Source organism: Microcoleus sp. bin38.metabat.b11b12b14.051 (genome assembly GCF_013299165.1).
GTDB lineage: Bacteria > Cyanobacteriota > Cyanobacteriia > Cyanobacteriales > Microcoleaceae > Microcoleus.
Genome location: NZ_JAAFKD010000013.1, coordinates 20,438 through 39,188, shown reverse-complemented (window position 1 = coordinate 39,188; position 18,751 = coordinate 20,438). Strand labels below are relative to the sequence as shown.

General features: G+C 44.1%; 18 protein-coding genes. 8 read left to right on the top strand and 10 right to left on the bottom strand.

Annotated features, from left to right (window positions below; all coding sequences use genetic code 11):
* Positions 1 to 78: 78 nt before the first annotated feature.
* From QZW47_RS15270 to QZW47_RS15260, 3 genes are all read right to left on the bottom strand, one after another.
* The gene (locus QZW47_RS15270) at positions 79 to 3,687 is read right to left on the bottom strand and encodes an OmpA family protein (protein WP_293128301.1); all 3,609 of its coding nucleotides are present in this window, start codon (positions 3,685 to 3,687) and stop codon (positions 79 to 81) included.
* Positions 3,688 to 3,810: 123 nt separating this feature from the next.
* Complete coding sequence (pdxA, locus tag QZW47_RS15265; protein WP_293128299.1) at positions 3,811 to 4,857, bottom strand: 4-hydroxythreonine-4-phosphate dehydrogenase PdxA; 1,047 nt, start codon at positions 4,855 to 4,857, stop codon at positions 3,811 to 3,813.
* A 36-nt stretch (positions 4,858 to 4,893) separates the two neighbouring features.
* Complete coding sequence (locus tag QZW47_RS15260; protein ID WP_293128297.1) at positions 4,894 to 5,064, bottom strand: hypothetical protein; 171 nt, start codon at positions 5,062 to 5,064, stop codon at positions 4,894 to 4,896.
* Positions 5,065 to 5,474: 410 nt separating this feature from the next.
* On the opposite strand from QZW47_RS15260, the gene QZW47_RS15255 reads away from it, so the two are divergent.
* The 3 genes from QZW47_RS15255 to QZW47_RS15245 all read left to right on the top strand — a co-directional run bounded on the left by QZW47_RS15255 (position 5,475) and on the right by QZW47_RS15245 (position 7,938).
* Positions 5,475 to 5,582, top strand: a complete 108-nt coding sequence (locus QZW47_RS15255) for a PetM family cytochrome b6-f complex subunit 7 (RefSeq protein WP_293128512.1) — start codon at positions 5,475 to 5,477, stop codon at positions 5,580 to 5,582.
* A 459-nt stretch (positions 5,583 to 6,041) separates the two neighbouring features.
* A complete protein-coding gene (locus QZW47_RS15250; protein WP_293128295.1) occupies positions 6,042 to 7,019 on the top strand; it encodes an NmrA family NAD(P)-binding protein in 978 nt (325 codons plus the stop codon).
* 1 nt (position 7,020) lies between these two features.
* Positions 7,021 to 7,938 (top strand): NAD(+) kinase, encoded by a 918-nt coding sequence (locus QZW47_RS15245; RefSeq protein WP_293128293.1) that lies wholly within the window; start codon positions 7,021 to 7,023, stop codon positions 7,936 to 7,938.
* Between the two features lie 652 nt (positions 7,939 to 8,590).
* Here the strand turns inward: QZW47_RS15245 and QZW47_RS15240 are convergent.
* From QZW47_RS15240 to QZW47_RS30160, 3 genes are read right to left on the bottom strand one after another with little or no spacing between them, the layout of a single operon-like run.
* Positions 8,591 to 9,010: a hypothetical protein gene (locus QZW47_RS15240; protein WP_293128291.1), complete on the bottom strand. Its 420-nt coding sequence runs from the start codon at positions 9,008 to 9,010 to the stop codon at positions 8,591 to 8,593.
* A gap of 3 nt (positions 9,011 to 9,013) precedes the next feature.
* On the bottom strand, positions 9,014 to 9,217 hold the full coding sequence (locus QZW47_RS15235; RefSeq protein WP_293128290.1) for a hypothetical protein: 204 nt from the start codon (positions 9,215 to 9,217) through the stop codon (positions 9,014 to 9,016).
* A complete protein-coding gene (locus QZW47_RS30160) occupies positions 9,214 to 9,438 on the bottom strand; it encodes a helix-turn-helix domain-containing protein (RefSeq protein WP_366930885.1) in 225 nt (74 codons plus the stop codon). Before QZW47_RS30160 ends, QZW47_RS15235 begins: the two co-directional genes overlap by 4 nt.
* Before the next feature lie 739 nt (positions 9,439 to 10,177).
* Here QZW47_RS30160 and QZW47_RS15230 point away from each other — a divergent pair.
* Complete coding sequence (locus tag QZW47_RS15230) at positions 10,178 to 10,711, top strand: COP23 domain-containing protein (protein WP_293128289.1); 534 nt, start codon at positions 10,178 to 10,180, stop codon at positions 10,709 to 10,711.
* 729 nt (positions 10,712 to 11,440) lie between these two features.
* On the top strand, positions 11,441 to 13,432 hold the full coding sequence (locus QZW47_RS15225; RefSeq protein ID WP_293128288.1) for a tetratricopeptide repeat protein: 1,992 nt from the start codon (positions 11,441 to 11,443) through the stop codon (positions 13,430 to 13,432).
* A 467-nt stretch (positions 13,433 to 13,899) separates the two neighbouring features.
* Here QZW47_RS15225 and QZW47_RS15220 read toward each other — a convergent pair whose 3' ends face one another.
* Complete coding sequence (locus tag QZW47_RS15220; RefSeq protein ID WP_293128287.1) at positions 13,900 to 15,417, bottom strand: serine/threonine-protein kinase; 1,518 nt, start codon at positions 15,415 to 15,417, stop codon at positions 13,900 to 13,902.
* A gap of 247 nt (positions 15,418 to 15,664) precedes the next feature.
* Between QZW47_RS15220 and QZW47_RS15215 the strand changes: the two genes are divergently transcribed.
* The gene (locus tag QZW47_RS15215) at positions 15,665 to 15,802 is read left to right on the top strand and encodes a hypothetical protein (RefSeq protein ID WP_293128286.1); all 138 of its coding nucleotides are present in this window, start codon (positions 15,665 to 15,667) and stop codon (positions 15,800 to 15,802) included.
* On the top strand, positions 15,766 to 16,026 hold the full coding sequence (locus QZW47_RS30155) for a phage integrase N-terminal SAM-like domain-containing protein (protein WP_366930887.1): 261 nt from the start codon (positions 15,766 to 15,768) through the stop codon (positions 16,024 to 16,026). The genes QZW47_RS15215 and QZW47_RS30155 overlap by 37 nt, the downstream gene beginning before the upstream one ends.
* Positions 16,027 to 16,093: 67 nt before the next feature.
* On the opposite strand, the gene QZW47_RS15210 is transcribed toward QZW47_RS30155, so the two are convergent.
* Positions 16,094 to 16,540, bottom strand: coding sequence for a hypothetical protein (locus QZW47_RS15210; protein ID WP_293128285.1), 447 nt, complete (start codon positions 16,538 to 16,540; stop codon positions 16,094 to 16,096).
* 67 nt (positions 16,541 to 16,607) lie between these two features.
* Here QZW47_RS15210 and QZW47_RS15205 point away from each other — a divergent pair, with 67 nt between their 5' ends.
* Entirely contained in the window at positions 16,608 to 17,129 is a 522-nt protein-coding gene (locus QZW47_RS15205) for a hypothetical protein (RefSeq protein WP_293128284.1), read from the top strand.
* Positions 17,130 to 17,435: 306 nt separating this feature from the next.
* Here the strand turns inward: QZW47_RS15205 and QZW47_RS15200 are convergent, their stop codons facing one another.
* Together QZW47_RS15200 and QZW47_RS15195 are read right to left on the bottom strand one after the other, a co-directional pair.
* A complete protein-coding gene (locus QZW47_RS15200; protein ID WP_293128283.1) occupies positions 17,436 to 18,131 on the bottom strand; it encodes a hypothetical protein in 696 nt (231 codons plus the stop codon).
* A 303-nt stretch (positions 18,132 to 18,434) separates the two neighbouring features.
* A complete protein-coding gene (locus QZW47_RS15195) occupies positions 18,435 to 18,659 on the bottom strand; it encodes a DUF433 domain-containing protein (RefSeq protein ID WP_293128282.1) in 225 nt (74 codons plus the stop codon).
* Positions 18,660 to 18,751: the final 92 nt, after the last annotated feature.

Genomic DNA, 18,751 nt, shown 5'->3' with positions numbered 1-18,751 from the left:
TCGCGAATTCCATTCGCCGACTCTTATTTACCAATTACCCATTACCCATTACCCATTACCAATTACTAATTACCAAATTTAATTTACCACCTCAAATACTACCAATCTGCTCAGCGACAGCGATTGATTTGGCTCCACACCTTCGGGACGACCCTTCGTAGAAGCAACTTGTATTCTATTGCCGTTTATCCCTTGTTTAACCAAAGCAGCTTTCACATTTTTCGCCCTTTCCAGCGCCAAATTTTGATTTTCCGCAGGACTGCTTTTAAAATCGCTGTAGCCAATTATCCTCAAATTCTTCGTGCTATTTTTTTCCATATATTCCTTGACTTTGCTCACCTTTTCTGCTACGTCTTTAGGAGGCAAAATTGCTGAACCCGTACTGAAATAAAGCTTAATTCCCATTGCCTTTAACGACGGTTGAGTTTCAACTGTCACTGTATTTGTTACAGACTTCACCCCCGGGATTTTCTCAAAAGCTTGAGTTATTTTCTGAGCATCTGCCGCTTGGCTCACGCTACCTGCAACGGTGACTTTCCCCTCTGCATAGCGAGCCGAGATATCAATGTTTTCTAGTTTATTCAAAAGAGCGGTCGTGCGCTTGACATCGGCTTCGGCTAAAATCGGATCGGGAGGTACTTCAACGGCTATAATTTTATTGTCAATTCTTAATTGGGGAGCTGTATCCTGAGCAATTTTTCCCGCTTGCGATCGCAGTTTTTGATTTGGCACTCGTCCTGAAATCTCCAAAACTCGATCTTTAACATCTACCGCGAGGCGATAAACCGATAACTCCGGAGCAGATTGTAAAGCTAAATTCGTATCTGCTTCTAACCTCGCTGCAATTGTGCTGCGGTATTGATGAATGCCCCAAGGTACGCCAATTAAACCTAAGGCTGCTAAACCGATAATTGGTAAAATTGGCGGCTTAGCAGATTTTACTTTAACCTCTGTCGCGACGATTAATTTTTCCAAGTTTGAGTTTACTTCTGCCGGCACACTGGTGGGATCGCCGTTAAATGACTGGATTTGATTGCCGTATTCTTCAATAATATTTTTGAATATGGCTCGCATTTTGTACTTAAACCACTGGCGCGTTTCTCCTTGCACCACTACTGCTAGATAACACGAACCCGCTACTTCTAATACAATCGTAGATGTGCCGTATTCTATAGCATCAATCTCGGCAATATTTCCCGACTGAACTATACAATCGTTGACAAAAGAGCGAATAGCAGTCAGCATCCCCGCTACCATATCTGATTCTAACTGTTCGCGTTCAGACTGCTGCACTGCTGCAATTACTAAGCCCGATGCTGTTTGGATTAAAAAGACAGCTTTAACAGTCAGCGGGGTTGTTTCTTTCATCAGCAATTCTGCTTCAGAAATGCCCTGGATTTTGGATTTTATTTTGCGAGTAATTCCCTCAGGACTTAAAGATGATTCTAGTTTTTCATTAATCTCCCGCATCGTCTCAGCCATGTATTTTAAAATTGTGCTGCCGATGATCGGATAGAGGGCATCCGACATGGCTTCTTGCTTGATAACGATTTGCTGTTTGATAGCCGAGGCCATTTCCGGTGCGATCGCCATCGCAATTTCATCTGGCGATTCACTGATTCTGTGGCTTATTCCCACAGGAATCGCCGGAGATATGGCTATTCCCATCGACTGCTTGTTTTCTCGGGTTTTGGTATTAATTACTTCATCTATTATCGGCGCTATGGTTTCGGTAAATGATGGTCTCGACTCATTAATTGTTTGGAGCATCATTTCGGGAAATATCTGTTTAATTGTGGATGCTATTTGTTCCCGATTGCTTCCCCATTCTGCATTGGCTATTTTGCGTTCCAGTTCCTCGACTTTACCGTTGAGTTTGTAATTATAACCCACAACTTCATCTAACAATGGTAAAATAGATTCGATAACTGATTTTTCGAGTTGGGCGTGATGGCTAACCATCAGCTCGTCAATCAAAGGTTTGAGTAAATCGGTAAACAAGTCTGTCGATTCATAAATTCGGTGTTCGATCGCCACAATTTTTTGTTCGATATTCCCGAGTCTTTCATCAATCCTTTGATGCTGAATGATGGCATCTACAGCGGGGGCGATCGCAGATTCTATCTCTAACTTAGCTTCCCGGATGTTTCGGGACAGCATCTCTACAATCGCGGGCATGATTCTTGCCATCAAGCCTTCGATTTCGGCTAAAAATTGCTGCTGAAGTTCGACTATTTTATTGTCATTCTTTAATAATTGTCCTGCAATACCGCTGTTTTCAATAGCGGTGTTGACAGCCGGGGCGATCGCCTCTTTCACCTCTAACTTTGTCTCATCAATTTTCCGATTCAGCGACTCAATCATTAACGGCATCAACCTTGCCATGATTTCTTCCGGTTGAGACTTTTGCTGGCGCTGAAGATTATTTAGCCTGCTTTCTACGTCGCTGAATTTTCCTTGAACTTCTCTTTGCAGAATTGCTGATTCAATCAAAGGTTCAATCGCCGCTGCTACCTCTAATCTTGATTCATCAATTTTCCGGTTCAGCAAATCAGTGATTGCTGGGATTACCATAGCCCTAATCTCTTCTGGCGTCTGGATTTGTGACTGTTGCACCGCCAGCCGGCGCTCGATGATGCTCAATACTTTTTCTTCTATTTCTACCCAAGCTATTCTTACTTGTACTGACGGTGCGACAGCTTCTACAACCTCTAATTTTAATTCACTAATTTTGCGGCTGAGCAAGTCGCTAACTATCGGTACTAGCTGCTTGATTAAATCTTCAGGCTGCTGCTGGTAACGCTGCTGAATATTCGCAACTTTATCTTCAATTACTACTACTTTTTCTTCCAGCCCATTTTGATTGTGAATTACTTGATTGACTGTCGGTGCGATCGCCGAAGCTATTTCTGACTTCGACTCCTCTAGCCTGCGGTTGAGCAGATCGCCTACCACCGGCATCAGCCGCTTCATTAACTGTTCGGGATGCGGGATCTGCTGGTAAAATTCAGCAATTTGATTTTCTAAATCTGCTAATTTTCCCTGCACTTCTAGGCGATTAGTTTGATTGTTGCTTGCTAGTTCGATCGCCTTATTTAATTCCGACTTTAACCGCTCTAATTCTTCTTTCACCAATTCCGGAATTAACGGTTTCATTAAATTCATCAACTCTTTCGGCTCAGACATTAGCTTTTCAAAGTTTTCTAACCTTTGTTCCACGCTAAAAACATTACTATAAAATTCTGGCAAATCCCTTTCAAACAGCAGTTGCTGCAACCGCTTAAACTCCTCAACTGCTTGTTCTAAATCTTCCTCGGAGGGTCGATAATTATTGGCTACCTTCGCTGTTTTAGATGAATTAGGTTCCCGATCGTGGTTTTCTCGTCTTTGAGATGGGATCTCTTCATTGTTATTCAATATTTCCGGTATGATCGCAGGTGGTTCGATCCGAAAAGACAATTGATTGCGCCGATTTTCTTCCTCCTCTATTCGATCCCTAGACTTTTCTGATAGCGGTAACTTTAGCTCGGTGGCTCCCTTTTTGGTTTTTTTTAATAACTGCAATTCTGTCAGTATGACTAGCAATTCCTGAAGTTGATCTCCAGCTTTAGGAAGTGGCATATTTGCCTCAGAAACCTCTTTTTCTGGCTGATATAGTTGGCTGGGATTATCATTAGATGCTGTCATAGTGTGTTACCAAAATCTGATTTTAACCGATCGACTAAAATGACCAGCTTGCTTGTTGCGTGGCGCGCGTGCCAAGAGCGATAGAAATAACATAATTTTTTCGCAGTCTCAGAGGTACTATAGCTATCGCCCTATTTTAACTGCTGTTCTGCGACTAGCCAACTGGGCAGCCAACTGCAATGCTGCTTTCATGCTGGAGGCATCGGCAAGTCCTTGACCTACAATATCAAAAGCTGTGCCGTGATCGGGAGACGTGCGGACAAAAGGCAAGCCAATTGTCGTGTTGACTGCTCGATCGAAAGCCATCAATTTTACAGGAATCAAGCCTTGGTCGTGATACATTGCCAAGTAACCGTCGTGAGCTTGTTTGGCTAAACCGTACCAAACTTTAGCTGGTTTTACCCACATGGTATCTGGGGGTATTGGCCCGTCTAACTGCACTTGAGGAAAGCGATCGCGCTGCGTTTCCAACCAAGCTATCATCCAGTCTTGCTCTTCATTTCCCAGTTTGCCATTTTCGCCGCTGTGAGGATTTAACCCTGAAATCGCAATTTTTGGTCTTTCCAGTCCAAAATCTTCCCGCAAACACTCTACCAGCAATTCGAGTTTTTCGCTCAGCAATTCTGGATTCAAAGCGTCGGGTACTTGACGCAGGGAAATATGTGTGGTAGCGAGTAAAGTTACCAGCGTCCAGCCGCTGTGTGGAGATGTGGCGGCAAACAGCATTCCGAACCGCTGCGATTTGGCTTTTTCTGCCAGGAGTTCTGTTTGTCCTGGATAATTGTAACCGGCTGCTTGCCAGCAAGTTTTGGAAATCGGGCCGGTGACGATCGCACCAAATTCGCCGGCGAGGGTACGGGCGATCGCTTTTTCCATATACTCAAAGCTAGCCGCCCCGCTCGCTGCTGAGCCCACACCCGGGACAATCGCTCCCCACTTGCTGACGTGTGGGATATCAATAATGTTTAATGTTTCGGGATTTGCCAAAGATTGTGCAGGATCGATCGATCGCAACTTATCGTAAGTTTGCTGCAAAATTGCCCGATCGCCGAAAACCGTCGCCATCACAGCAGCAGCCGGATCTGCCAAGGCCTTGAGAATCACTTCCGGGCCAATTCCCGCCGGATCTCCCAGAGTTACAGCTAGTTTTGATTCCCGATCGAGACTCAAGGCAGTTCTCTCCCACAAAATAGAGGAATTTGCGTACTAAAATCTTAGCATTTCGTCGGCTAATTTCCCAAAAATCGCCTGAAAATAGCGAAAAACCAGCGCATCCGTGACTGGCGATTGCCTCGCCGCCTTCTTAACACAGGCTGTGAACTTCTGCGATGCCGATCGTTGATCAAAGGTAACTTGATACAGTAAAATACCTACCATGGCACAAGCTGTAACACTGTTGATACGTTAAAGCGCGATCAACAAGTGGAACGATTGGTCAAGAAGTAGTAATCTCAAGTGGGATACCCAGCCACTATCAAAACAGTTACCTCCAGCTAAACCTGACCTAGAAACCAGCCAAACTAAAATTTTTTATCCAAAAGTAGGGCGGGACACGCCCAAACTCTAGGCCTGTATCCTAGTAGGCTTGATTCAGACGCACCAGCACAGATTATCTAAACTCGACGGTTTGATTGGTACTTCGGTACGGTTCAATAGTTGAGCAATTGCTCGCAAGAGACAGCTAATTTTAAGGTAGGTGGCTGAATTAAGAATCCCCGTTGATGAGATAGCGGGTAATGTCAAATTATGTTTATTTAATTTGCAATCGTCAAGGAACTCTAAAACAAATGAACCCTGAATTTCTGAGTGCGGCCTTTTTGTCTTTTTCCCTCATTTTCGTCGGTATCGGCGGAGGCTTCCTGCTGCTGAAACTCCAAGGCGGTGGCGAAGAGTAAGTTATCATCCCGGACGCTGAAACCGGGTTTTTCTAACAAAAAATCTGGTGCAGTTGACAGTTGTCAGTTGTCAGTTGGTAGGGGCGGTGCCCCCGTGCCCGCCCTCAGTTGTCAGTTGGCCTGGGACAGAAGATCCCGATCGTGTAGCCGTTGGGTTGACCGCTTGACAGTGACGTGCAAGGAAGAGGATTCGAGAAATCAATAGTCTTCTTTTAATTTCTCGCTTACAAGAGAGAGGCCCTCAAGGAATTCTTTCTCATAACTTAGAGTTTTTGCAGATTTTTTCTTAACTTTTGTCTGATGGCGGACGCCGGACGCCTCGGGCCTTCGAGCTGGCGCCTCCTGTCGGGGCGATCGCTTAATGAGATGATTTCAGGTTTCTGTTAAGTTTTTATAAAAAACTGAGAAAGACCTGATACTATTGTATAGAAAGTTTAAGATTCATAAATAAATCCCTAGATGACTTTATTGATTGTAGGTGCCACCGGCACTCTCGGCCGCCAAATAGCCCGCCGCGCCCTAGACGAGGGCTACCAGGTGCGCTGCTTAGTCAGAAGTTACCGAAAAGCTGCCTTTTTGAAAGAATGGGGCGCTGAACTTGTACCGGGGAACCTTTGCCAGCCCGACAGCCTGACTGCTGCACTAGAAGGCGTCAGTGCTATCATCGATGCAGCAACAGCCAGCGCAGCCGATTCTGTCAGCATCAAAAGAGTAGACTGGGACGGAAAAGTATCGCTGATCCAAGCAGCAGCAGCAGCAGGCGTCAAGCGTTACATCTTCTTCTCATTTCTCGATGCCGAGAAATATCCCCAAGTCCCCTTGTTGGAAATCAAGCGCTGTACCGAGTTGTTTTTAGCAGAATCCGGTTTAGATTACACGATCTTGAGACCTTGCGGATTTTTGCAAGGACTCCTAAGCCTGTACGCAATGCCGATTTTGGACGCTCAAGGAGTCTGGCTGCCCAACAAGCCGTCAGCCCTTGCCTATATGAACACTCAGGACGTAGCTAAATTTGCCGTCAAAGCCCTTTCTGTTCCAGAAACCGTTAAGAAAACCTTTCCGGTGGTGGGAAATCGCGCTTGGGATGCTGAAGAAATCGTGCGGTTGTGCGAGCGGCTTTCTGGCAAACAAGCCAAAATCACGCGCACGCCTGATGCCTTGTTGCAGGCTACCCGTCAATTTGCTAAGTTCTTTCAGTGGAGTTGGAACGTAGCTGACAGATTGGCTTTTTCAGAAGTTTTAGCAGCCGGAAAACCCTTGAAAGCTCCGATGGATGAAGTTTACAGCGTCTTCGGAATCGACCCTAAAGAAACTACAACTTTGGAGTCTTATCTCGAAGAATACTTTAATCTGATTATGAAGAAGCTCAAGGAAATAGAGTACGAGCAGCTTAAGACTAAAAAACGGAGTAAACAAAAAATGCCTTTCACATTTTAAAGTGCCGAAAGCTGGGATTATATACAACGACGTTAAACCAGTCTCTTGTCGCATCGCCGAAGAGTTGAAAGACAAGCTGACTGCTCGCGGCTGGGAGGTCTGTGCGGTTTCCGGTGCCGGGGGAATTTTGGGCTATTCTAGTCCCGATCGCCCCATGTGCCACACTCCGATCGACCAACTTGTCCCCCCCGGTTTTGACAGCGACATGGAGTTTGCAGTGGTTTTGGGTGGCGACGGCACTGTGCTGTCGGCATTTCGCCAAGTTGCTCCCATCGGAGTGCCGCTGCTGACTGTCAATACCGGTCACATGGGCTTTTTAACAGAAACTTACCTAAACTTGCTCCCGCAAGCTTTGGAAAAGGCGATCGCCGGAGAATACGAAATAGAAGAAAGATCGATGTTGGCTGTGCGCCTGTTTCGAGAAAACGACTGCCTTTGGGAAGCGCTTTGTCTCAATGAAATGGTGCTGCACCGCGAACCTCTGACTTGTATGTGTCATTTTGAAGTGGCGATCGGTCAGCACGCATCTGTGGACATTGCCGCAGATGGAGTAATTATCTCGACTCCGACTGGATCGACAGCTTACGCGCTTTCTGCCGGCGGGCCTGTAATTATTCCCGGAGTACCGGTACTGCAATTGCTGCCGATTTGTCCGCATTCAATGGCTTCGCGGGCTTTGGTGTTTTCTAACACCGAGCCGGTCAAAATTTTACCTGCGAGTCCTAACCGCCTGGTAATGGTGGTAGATGGGAACGGCGGATGTTATGTTTTACCGGAAGATTGGGTGCAAATCGAGCGATCGCCCTACCCAGCCCGCTTTGTTAGGATCAAATCCTTTGAGTTTTTCCACATTTTGCGGGAAAAATTGGGTTGGGGCTTGCCTCACATTGCTAAACCGAGTTCCGTTGAATTGCCTTAATAGTTGTTGTTGACAATCCCCGACTATCCAGATACGGGGATTGTTGGCTCAACCAGATGCACAAAGCCTTCTTGTTGAACGTGCCGAATTTAAGTTCTTGACTGCTATTGAGTAATGCGAATCGAATCTTGAATTTGCCGAACTTGCTTTTCAGTATCACTGCCGGAGTAAAGAGTCATTAAGCTGTTCTGTATTTAAATTGCATATCAAAAAAAATCAAACAATGAGTGGAACGTTGCTCTGAGCATCGTTCCGAATTCCCAATTTAAATGCGCGACAGCTTAGCATAATTGTTTCTTTTTTCCCTGTAGCAACATAAGTGACAATGCCTGCGGGAAACTCGTCGTCATACAATTCATACAATCGCACTGCTTTTTTGCCGTTAATGGTTAGATGTTCGGTCTTAATCGTAGCGTGGGTAAATAGCCAACTTCCATCAATACTTCGGACAGTTTTTTAAAGCCCCTGTAAGCTTTACAGGGCAAGCCATTTTTAACACATTTTTTGAAAGTTAGGGCTAGACTTAACTGTCAAAAAATAGTCCACAACTAAGCCCGCCTGGGTTTGGGGTACTCGATTAGCCCCTAAAACTGTCCGAAGTATTGGTAGATAAAAACCCGGTTTCTTTGGCTAGATGTATAACTCCTGTTAGTTAAACTGGAGTATAATTTTTAACTGCATCGCTCTTGACGAATTCTTGATAAGTCGATTCATCACCAAAAGAGTCGATCGCAATCTGAGCTTTTGGCATTACCATCAACGGAGATTGAACCGGAACATACTTGCAATATCCAACAACAATCGCCTCAAACTCGTGAGTCGGTACAGCAGTTGGGTACTCCTCGACCCTCACAACTTCCCAGTCTCCTGTACGATAGTGAGTGCTAGAACCGGAACCATCAGCGCAGTGAAACTCCAGCAATCTGTATCCGGGCGCGGGGATAGGCTGATTGGATGAATCAAAATACTCTGCAAGAATATCAGTGTATGCGCCAGTGTGGGCTAACAACCGATTATCTTCCCCCTCATCTTCAGTCAATTCGGCACGAAAAATTATGTACTTTCTACCCATTGGTTAATCCTCCTCGGTTTCTTCCATGTAATCGGGGAATTCAGTTTTGCCATTAAAAATGCAATCCCACTTGAGAACGGGATTATTTTGGTTGCGCTCAATCCGTAATAACTTCCAACTATATTTCTTTTCCATTGCTGTGCATCGCCAGCGTTCAGTAACAGAATGGCTAGAAGTGACTTGTTCGGGCTGCTGGTTTTCGCTCACGATGCTTCTAACTCTCCATCGCTGACTCTAACTAGCAAATCACCGACTTCGCAATTTAGAACTTCACACAGCCGATCTAAAGTGTCCAAGGGAATAGATTTTGCCTTGTTTCTCTCAATTTTTTGAATGTTAGCCAGGGACATCTCTAGTATTCTAGCTAACTCGTTTTGGGAGATCGATCTTGATGTCCTGACATCTTTAAGCCTGATTTTCACAACCATTAATTAATAACTACTCAATTAATACTTTAGCGTACTTACAGTAGTCTAACTATTAGTATCTCTTATGTAAAGAATACCAATGAATATGTAACTATCATAAACCTAATCAGTAATAGTGTTACTACTGGTTAGCATACTAGGTGTAGTGCCAAGGAGGAGACGCGACTGCACCGCCTGCTGCTAAACCTTACGGAAAATCCTTGCTATCAAAGACTTTGAAGATTTTGAGACCAATCCAGAACCCACGCATAGCGCACATACAGCCACAGTGCAGCAACGAAACTCCCCCAGCAGCCCTGCCTTGCTAAGGTAGGGGAGCAAGATGATCGGAGATTAACAATTACCTCAGAAGTCAACCTCACCACCACTTTTAAAGCAATACGGTTGACTTAACACTATTTATGCCCCGGAGATCCCCCTAAATCCCCCTTAAAAAGGGGGACTTTGAGAGCTTTCTTGTCCCACCCCCTACTCCCCTTTGTAGGGGCGGTGCCCCCGTGCCCGCCCTGGTTAGGGGGGATCAGTTTTAAGTGAACCGTATTGACTTTTAAAGCAAAACTGAGATGCTCCCAGACAAGGCCCGACTGTGCAAATTACTCAAAATTCTATCAAATCAAGAATTACCATAAATTCGAGGTTGCAAATCTAGCTCAACTGTGAGATAATTTATGAAAATTATTAATCGTTAATAAATTCAAAGCTAATCGCTCTGTGAGATTTTAGAAATATGGGCATTACTATGAAGTCCAAAGTTCTGACTGGACTGCTGACAGGCTTAGTTGTCTCGATCGGCACAAGTGCGATATTTTCTCAACCCAGCCATGCGGGAAACAATAGCTTTTTCTGCGCTGTTCTCAACAGACAGCCTGTTACCTTGGCTCGCACCCCGCGCGGCAATGTGCCGGTGGTTCGCTGGGTTTCTAACAACTATTTTCCGCCGCCCTGGACAGCAGAAAAACGCTGTCAAGAAGTAGCTAAAAGATTTCAGCGAAACTACGATAACGGTACTCTCAAATATATCAATACTGGGAGGCTGAACGGAGAATCAGTGGTTTGTGCTGCTATTAATAAAGATGATGCTTGTACGAATAGGACTTTGTTATTCACTCTCAAGCGAGGAAGTGATGCTGATGCTACATTGCAAAGATTAATGGATCGTCGTGGGTTGGCATCTGGATATATTTTATCTGAAACAGGGTCTGGTTCTGTTGATGTGGATAGATATTTAGATGATGTACCTGTTGAGGATAATGTTTCTCCTATTTCTCCTTGATTCATGGGTGGTGAGAAACCGGGTTTTTCCCCAAAATTTTCGTTGTAGCCGGGAGAAACCGCAAAAAACCCGGTTTCTTTGGCCCTAGCGAGTGGTGAGAAACCGGGTTTTTCCCCAAAATTTTCGTTGTAGCCGGGAGAAACCGCAAAAAACCCGGTTTCTTTGGCCCTAGCGAGTGGTGAGAAACCGGGTTTTTCCCCAAAAATTTCGTTAGAGCCGGGAGAAACCGCAAAAAACCCGGTTTCTTTGGCCCTAGCGAGTGGTGAGAAACCGGGTTTTTTCCCAAAAATTTCGTTGTAGCCGGGAGAAACCGCAAAAAACCCGGTTTCTTTGGCCCTAGCGAGTGGTGAGAAACCGGGTTTTTTCCCAAAAATTTCGTTGTAGCCGGGAGAAACCGCAAAAAACCCGGTTTCTTTGGCCCTAGCGAGTGGTGAGAAACCGGGTTTTTTCCCAAAAATTTCGTTGTAGCCGGGAGAAACCGCAAAAAACCCGGTTTCTTTGGCCCTAGCGAGTGGTGAGAAACCGGGTTTTTTCCCAAAAATTTCGTTGTAGCCGGGAGAAACCGCAAAAAACCCGGTTTCTTTGGCCCTAGCGAGTGGTGAGAAACCGGGTTTTTCCCAAAATTTTCGTTGTAGCCAGAAGGTTATCTAAAAACCCGGTTTCTTGGGCTTTCATGCCTAACTCGTGATTTATTTACAGTAAAAAAACACTCTATTTCACATTAAATTTATGAACTTCCATCACGGACTATCAGCAGCATTAATTGGTGTAACTGCAACTATTGTCATCGCCCAACCGTCCGCAGTTTACGCCATGTCAGCGGATCAAGTCGGTCAAATTGCCAAATCAATCACTGTACTAATTGACAGTAAAGAACCTGGTTCGGGAGTAATTGTCAAGAAAGAAGGCAACACTTACACGGTTCTCAGTGCGCGTCACGTTTTCAAAGATCCTCAAGCTAAATATGAGATTGTCACGCCCGATGGTAGTCGCTATGCTCTCAATTACAGCAGTGTAAAAAAATTGCCAAGTGTTGACTTAGCAGTTGTAGAGTTTACTAGCACTAAAAGTTATACGGTTGCTAAGATTGGTAATTCTGATTTGGCGACGGAAGGGAAAGCGGCTTATGTGGCAGGGTTTCCGAAGACTTCAGCGGCGATTAATACGTCAATTTACAATTTCACCGATGGGCGGATTACTGCTAATGCTTCTAAGCCAATAAATGATGATGGTTATAGTTTAGTTTATAGTAACAATACGCTGCCGGGAATGAGCGGCGGGCCGGTGCTGAATGAGAATGGCGAGGTGGTGGGAATTCACGGGAGGGCGGATACGAGGCAGGTAGAATCTAGCAGTATTAATCAGAATATTCAAATTGCTAAAACTGGTTTTAATCTGGGGATTCCGATTAATACGAGTTTGAGATTGTTGGCTTCGACGAGGGTGGATTTGGGGGTGAAGGTTCCGAGTGCTCCTGTGGCGACAGGGCCGAAAGCTGATGATTTCTTTATTCAGGGTGAGGATAAGTATCAGAAAGGAGATTATCAAGGTGCTATCGCTGCTTTCGATCGAGCGATTCAGCTTAATCCTAATTATGCTCCTGCTTACAGCAACCGGGGTCTTGCCCGACATAAATTAGGAGACAAACAGGGTGCGATACAAGATTACAACCAAGCCCTGAACATTAACCCCAACTTAGCCGTTGCCTACAGCAACCGGGGTGCTGCCCGCTCAGACTTAGGAGATAAACAGGGAGCGATACAAGATTACAACCAAGCCCTAAAAATTGACCCCAACTTAGCCGAAGCCTACTATAACCGCGGTAATGCCCGCTCAAAATTAGGAGACAATCAGGGTGCGATCACAGATTATAACCAAGCCCTGAAAATCAACCCCAATAATGCCAATTCCTACAACAATCGGGGTAATGCCCGCTCATACTTAGGAGACAATCAGGGTGCGATCACAGATTATAACCAAGCCCTGAAAATTGACCCCAATAATGCCAATCCCTACAACAACCGGGGTTTGACCCGCTCAGAATTAGGAGACAATCAGGGTGCGATACAAGATTACAACCAAGCTCTGAAAATTGACCCCAACTTAGCCGAAGTCTACTACAACCGGGGTAATGCCCGCTCATACTTAGGAGACAAGCAGGGTGCGATACAAGATTACAACCAAGCCCTGAAAATTAACCCCAACTTAGCCCAAGCCTACAGCAACCGGGGTGTTGCTCGCTCAAGATTAGGAGACAATCAGGTAGCGATACAAGATTTCCAAAAAGCAGCAGACTTGTATCAGCAAGAAGGAAAGAAAGAGGAGTACCAACGGGCGCTAAACAATATTAGACAACTTCAAGGGAGGTCATCAACTCCTCAACAATCTACTCAACAGTCTACCACCCTACTCGCCACAAATGGCTCATTAATACCTGGTAAATCCTCTGCCCTTCCCTCTGATGGGAGTCTGTACGAGCTACATACCTTTAAAGGCCGCGCCGGCCAATCAGTAACTATTACCGTAGAAAGTAGTGATTTTGATACCTATGTGGTCATCTTGGACTCTCAAGGAAAAAAGCTGGCCGAAAATGACGACATCAGCAAATCAAACTCTAATTCTGCCGTTACCCTCACCTTACCCGCCACTGGCACCTATCGCGTAGCTGTCAATGCTGTTAACAAAGGCGATCGCGGTAGGTACAATTTGACTGTGCGCTAGTCATTCTTACAGCAGATTTCAAGTTGAGCGAGGGCAGCCACGCATTATCCATCGCCCCTACCATAGCAGTCGGCTTAACCCGTCAGTCCGCCAGGGGTTTAAACCCCTGGCTAATAGTGAAAGTCCTCTAAAGAGGACTGAGGAGTTCTTCAGTCCTCTTTAGAGGACTTTCGCTTTGAGGCGGCGGTTTTAACCTCCGCCGGACTGTTGGTATACAGTTAATTGAGTACCGCAGTAGTCTTTGCGATTGCTCTCCCGAAGCGCAATGACACGCTCAACTAACTGAACCATATTGCAGGGCTATTTCATTCTCGAAAAAACGAGGGTTTTGTAGGGGTAGTGCCCCCGTGCCTACCCTCTTAATCCAGGATTTTGCCGGTGTTTCAGAGCTCGGGCGGGCACGGGGGCACCGCCCCTACAAGAGAATGAAATAGCCCTGACCATATTGCCACATCAATCTAATTAAATCATTTAACTTCCAGCGACTTAATCACCTTGTCAACAATCGGCAAAAACTTCTCATACTTCCCCGCTTCCGCCACATAAGTAACCGAATAAGCCTTGTTATTTTTCATCGTCCAAACCTCCATTTTTTTAAACTCCAAATTCCCGTCCTTAGCCGTATAAACAACTTTATACCCGTTCTTTCCTGCCAGAGTAGATGCACCTTCTTCAGTAATCTTAGTATTTTTATCTAACTTCGGAATTTCTTGCTTAGATAATTTCGTAAACTCATCCAGAGTCAAATCTTTTGTAGGTTCAGCCGAGACAATCACAAGTTCTTGAAACCCATCTGTATCACTTTCTTTAGGTGAAATAAACTGAACAATCTCTTTGCTAACTGCGTTAGACTCTTCTTGTTTGTTCCAAGTATCGGGATATTTCATCTTAATCCCATTGTCTGTGTTTTCATAACTCGCAAAATTATCCCCAGCATCCAATCCCATCATTTTTCTAATTTCTGGTGTAAAAAAGGCAGCTACACTAAATACGACAGCCAAACCAATCCCAGTCAAACTAATTTTATGATCTCGCGTCCAGGTATTCATTAATGCGAATAAATTAGGAGATGATACTACAGTAGAAGCTACCGGAGTGGCAACTTGTCGAGTTTTCAAATTGTTGAAAGCTTGCAAGACTTCTGCTGCTGACTGGTAGCGATCGCGAAAATGATAGCGCACCATTTTGTTTAAAATCTTAGCCAAAGTATCGCTAACTTGTGCATAATTGCGCCAAACAACCTCACCATTAGCATCTTTTGGGAACTGGTGAGGAGATATGCCAGTAAGACATTCAATGCCAATCATGCCAACAGCATAAATATCACTACAAAAATTAGGATGTCCGTCCTTTTGTTCCGCAGGCATATAGCCGTCTGTACCAATCGTAACAGTTGGCGGCGTATATCCCCCGGAGTTAACTATTTGAGAAGTAACTTGTTTGACAGCCCCAAAATCTATTAAAAATATTTTTTTGTCAGAATTGCGCCTCATTAAATTAGGAGGTTTAATATCCCGGTGGATGACTTTGTGCTGCTGAACAAATACTAATATTTCGATAATATTCTGCAAAATAGCAATAACTTCAGACTCGCTAAAGCGTTTACCAGGAATAAGTTCTTTACTTAAATCTCTGCCCTCAATTAACTCCTGAACCAAATAAAATTCCTGATTTTCCTCAAAGCTATCCAAGAGTTCAGGAATCAGAGGATGAGTCCCTAAGAGGTGGAGGGTTTCTGTTTCGGTTTTAAATAAACGTCTAGCTATCTGTAGAGTCTGCGGATCGTTATAATATGGCTTGAGTTGCTTGACGACACACCGAGGATTACCCGATCGCTTTTTATCTTCAGCCAGGTATGTCTGACCAAAGCCACCGCCTCCCAAGTGTTTTATGATGTGGTAACGTCCTGCGAGTGTTTGTCCCAGCATGAGATTTATGTTAGTAGCAGTAGTTTGCGGACTGAGCTTTTTAGTATCATAGTGCATATCACGGGCGATCTATACTCATTATTGATCTCACTTTTGGCGATCGGACTTACGCACGGGTAGTCAGAAACCGGGTTTTCCCCCAAAATTTTTCGTTTCAGCCCGCAGATTCAGCAAAAAACCAGGTTTCTTTGGCTCGATGGCTAACTCTTGTTAGTTCAACTGCAATTCTTGATAAACCGATTCATAACCAAAAGAGTCGATCGCAATCTGAGCTTTTGCCATTACCATCAACGGAGATTGTACAGTGGAGAAATTAGATTATCCCGAATTGGTGCAGCAAATCCTGACAACTCGCACCGAAAATCGATCGCCCAACGATACAGAAATTCACTTGATATTTGAGAGATTCGGGCTGATCTTTCCTATCTTGCTACTGACCTAAAAATTGCTCCTTCCACTCAAAATATTGCGCTTTCAGCACTTTTATTCCTTTATCGTCAAGTGCTAAGGGTCGATTTTCCTAATATTAAAAATATCGAAAGAGCTAGACAAACTCGGCATTTGCCTGTTGTTTTAACCCGTGAAGAAGTGAAAAATCTGTTAAGTAATGATGATTTATACTCATGTATTAAATCGAGGTGGACGGGGTGTGACAAGTCCACTTGATGGGTGAAATAGAGCTGATAGAACACCCTCGCCGATCGCCAAAATCGAAACATTCATCACAAAATATTCACGCTCGAATCAATGTGATCGATCGCCCCATAGGAGTAGTATGAATTTCAGTATTCAACCGCTCTTCTAATTCCGGTGCATTATCTCTGCGATCGAATATCACCAACCAACCGGAATCTTGTCCCAATCGTGCCAAATACCCATCCAACTGTTCCAACCCTTTACTCAACGGATCGACTTTCCGAGTCCGCCAAACCTTCAGTTCAATGCCTAATGTGACTTCACCATAACGCAAACACAAATCCATGCGATCGCGTCCGATCGCATATTCTCTCTCCAGCGTTCCCCCACCATTAATCACCCGATGCAGAAACGCCATCAACACCAAATGTGGGGCAATTTCGGGATAAGACGCACTTTTAAGCAACGGTTCGCCATGTTGCAGCCAAAATGCGAGAAACGCTTGCAGGAGTGCATCAGGGATCAGTTCGCCGCGATCGTTCAACCAACTCGGACTGATCGTCTATAATTAGTAAAGACGAAATATCCCCATTTGCCGAATACCACCAGACATGGCACTGATTGAATATCTAGAACATGATGATTGGCGCTCCGTTCTCCGTAGGAGTTTTGAAGGAGCGATCGCCTTATTACTAACAGATCGATTTCGCCCCACATCAAGTGCGATCGATGATATGAGAAGTTGGTTGACTAATGGTGGTATCAGTCGCGTCCAACTTCAACTTAATCGGCAAATGAAGGAACGCCGCTTAACTGTCGATCGTCAAAGCGAGATTCGTGAGTTTTTATTAGTAATAGTGCAAGAAAACCAACGCCCAATCATGCAACTAATGGCTGATGGTATTATTCCTACGAATCAAGCTGATTTTCTCATGACTTACGGCATATCAGAATCAGAATTTGATGCAATATTGCAATATATTTCATCTGGCGCTAATCCGTTTGAAAGTTGGATGTTGGCAAATGGCTATTCCAGTCAACAGGTCCACCAAATTTATCAAATCATCGATCGCTGGCTTGTCAAAACCGAATTGAATTTTCCCGCACGTCCTGACAACTTCAATTTAAACTGATATGACTTTGATCAGCAAAATTTCTATCTATCTCTCCGGTGGAAAGACAACTTTTGCGGAAATTCAAATGACTTTCGTTTTACTGTACAGTTGTTTGAATGCGGTTCTATTGTTAGTGAGGGTTTGTACCGACTCATCGGGCGGAAATGAAAATCTGAGGCGGAATTATTAATTTTCGAGCGAGCTTCCGAACCATCTCCAAAGTCAGGCAGCGTTTACGAGATAACGGCCTGCGCTTCACCGGACGGCAATGGAGTTTACTACACAACTAGCAGCGTATGCCGCCGTTCCGTGTGCAAGTGCTTGTTAGACTGTTTGGATGTAGTTTGCACGGCAATAATTATTTACGCTATTACCTATGTCAAAAATAAAATCTATTAGTTTCTCTCTGTAATCTATTACGATGCTACGACATGACATTTCTGGAAAATGACTTCCTTTATAGTCGAATTTATCTAATTTGAAACCTACATCTATTAGGCTTCCACTGTCAACTTTAAGATGGAAAGTTGTATCCAATAACCTGCGATGCTTAATCGTATTAACAAAACTTGAAATATATAAAAATTCCGACGAGCTAGATAGGTTATTAATACTCTCAATTATCTGGCTAATATATCTGTCCTTCACTGAATCTAGTGTTAACCCATCTAATTTAGTGTTAACTTTATTAATATCAACTTTTTCACTACTGATATGTTCAGCACAGGGTAGTAAAGGCTTCAGAACTATTTCATTAATGATTTGTGCTAAAACATCTGCCAGTGAATGAAGATTTGAAGCTATAGATTCAATATAAATTTCAACTTTAAGCTGAGTCTTGATAAATTGATCAGATATAAGTTTTAATGTCAGATCTTCAGTAACATTAAAACTATCTACTATAAATAATATCCGAGCTATCTTGCTTCTAACTGATGCCACATAAACGGCAACATTATCTGTTAAATTTTCTGGACAGAAATCTAGTATTTCTTGAGTATTCCAAGTTTTATCACTCATTGAATTTCTTAAATAAAATTTATGAAGTTTAACTTATACATTGTATCGAAGTTGGGGTACAATACTGCATAGAGTCCAATAGTACCGCAAATCAAGGATGTATGTCAACCCGTTCTTACTCCCTATCAGAATCTCCTTTCCTCGATAGAATTCGCCGCACGATTCGACTCAATCACTGAAGCCGCCGCAATGAAAAAACCTATCTATATTAGGAGATTTTAGATTAGAGAGCATTTAGAGTCGATCGCACACTCTCGGCGATCGGTGCATTATGATAAAGCAAGCAGCGATAAACTCTCATCTTCATAATGTCGCAGTCATAAACCGACGCTCACGGTCAGCAGCATAAGCTATACAGGCTTTTAAATCTTCTCGCGTCAAATCGGGAAAATCGTCAAGAATTTCTGCTTCGGTCATCTCGGAAGCCAGGTACTCAAGCACTTCATAAACCGTAATTCGCAAGCCGCGTACACAAGGCTTACCACCGCGTTTATTTGCTTCGATCGTGATGTGGTTTCGGTAGTTCATAAAAAACACTCGGTAATACCATTTTTCTGTGAAGCTGCATAGAATGTATCCTTTACAGGAAAGGATTTCAGGCTTCCCATTCTGTGCAGCGA

Bases quoted from the DNA above. Each gene is read 5' to 3' on its own strand.
- QZW47_RS15270 (WP_293128301.1), bottom strand. From the start codon at position 3,687: ATGACAGCATCTAATGATAATCCCAGCCAACTATATCAGCCAGAAAAA.
- QZW47_RS15260 (WP_293128297.1), bottom strand. From the start codon at position 5,064: ATGGTAGGTATTTTACTGTATCAAGTTACCTTTGATCAACGATCGGCA.
- QZW47_RS15255 (WP_293128512.1), top strand. From the start codon at position 5,475: ATGAACCCTGAATTTCTGAGTGCGGCCTTTTTGTCTTTTTCCCTCATT.
- QZW47_RS15250 (WP_293128295.1), top strand. From the start codon at position 6,042: ATGACTTTATTGATTGTAGGTGCCACCGGCACTCTCGGCCGCCAAATA.
- QZW47_RS15240 (WP_293128291.1), bottom strand. From the start codon at position 9,010: ATGGGTAGAAAGTACATAATTTTTCGTGCCGAATTGACTGAAGATGAG.
- QZW47_RS30160 (WP_366930885.1), bottom strand. From the start codon at position 9,438: ATGGTTGTGAAAATCAGGCTTAAAGATGTCAGGACATCAAGATCGATC.
- QZW47_RS15230 (WP_293128289.1), top strand. From the start codon at position 10,178: ATGAAGTCCAAAGTTCTGACTGGACTGCTGACAGGCTTAGTTGTCTCG.
- QZW47_RS15225 (WP_293128288.1), top strand. From the start codon at position 11,441: ATGAACTTCCATCACGGACTATCAGCAGCATTAATTGGTGTAACTGCA.
- QZW47_RS15220 (WP_293128287.1), bottom strand. From the start codon at position 15,417: ATGCACTATGATACTAAAAAGCTCAGTCCGCAAACTACTGCTACTAAC.
- QZW47_RS15205 (WP_293128284.1), top strand. From the start codon at position 16,608: ATGGCACTGATTGAATATCTAGAACATGATGATTGGCGCTCCGTTCTC.
- QZW47_RS15200 (WP_293128283.1), bottom strand. From the start codon at position 18,131: ATGAGTGATAAAACTTGGAATACTCAAGAAATACTAGATTTCTGTCCA.
- QZW47_RS15195 (WP_293128282.1), bottom strand. From the start codon at position 18,659: ATGAACTACCGAAACCACATCACGATCGAAGCAAATAAACGCGGTGGT.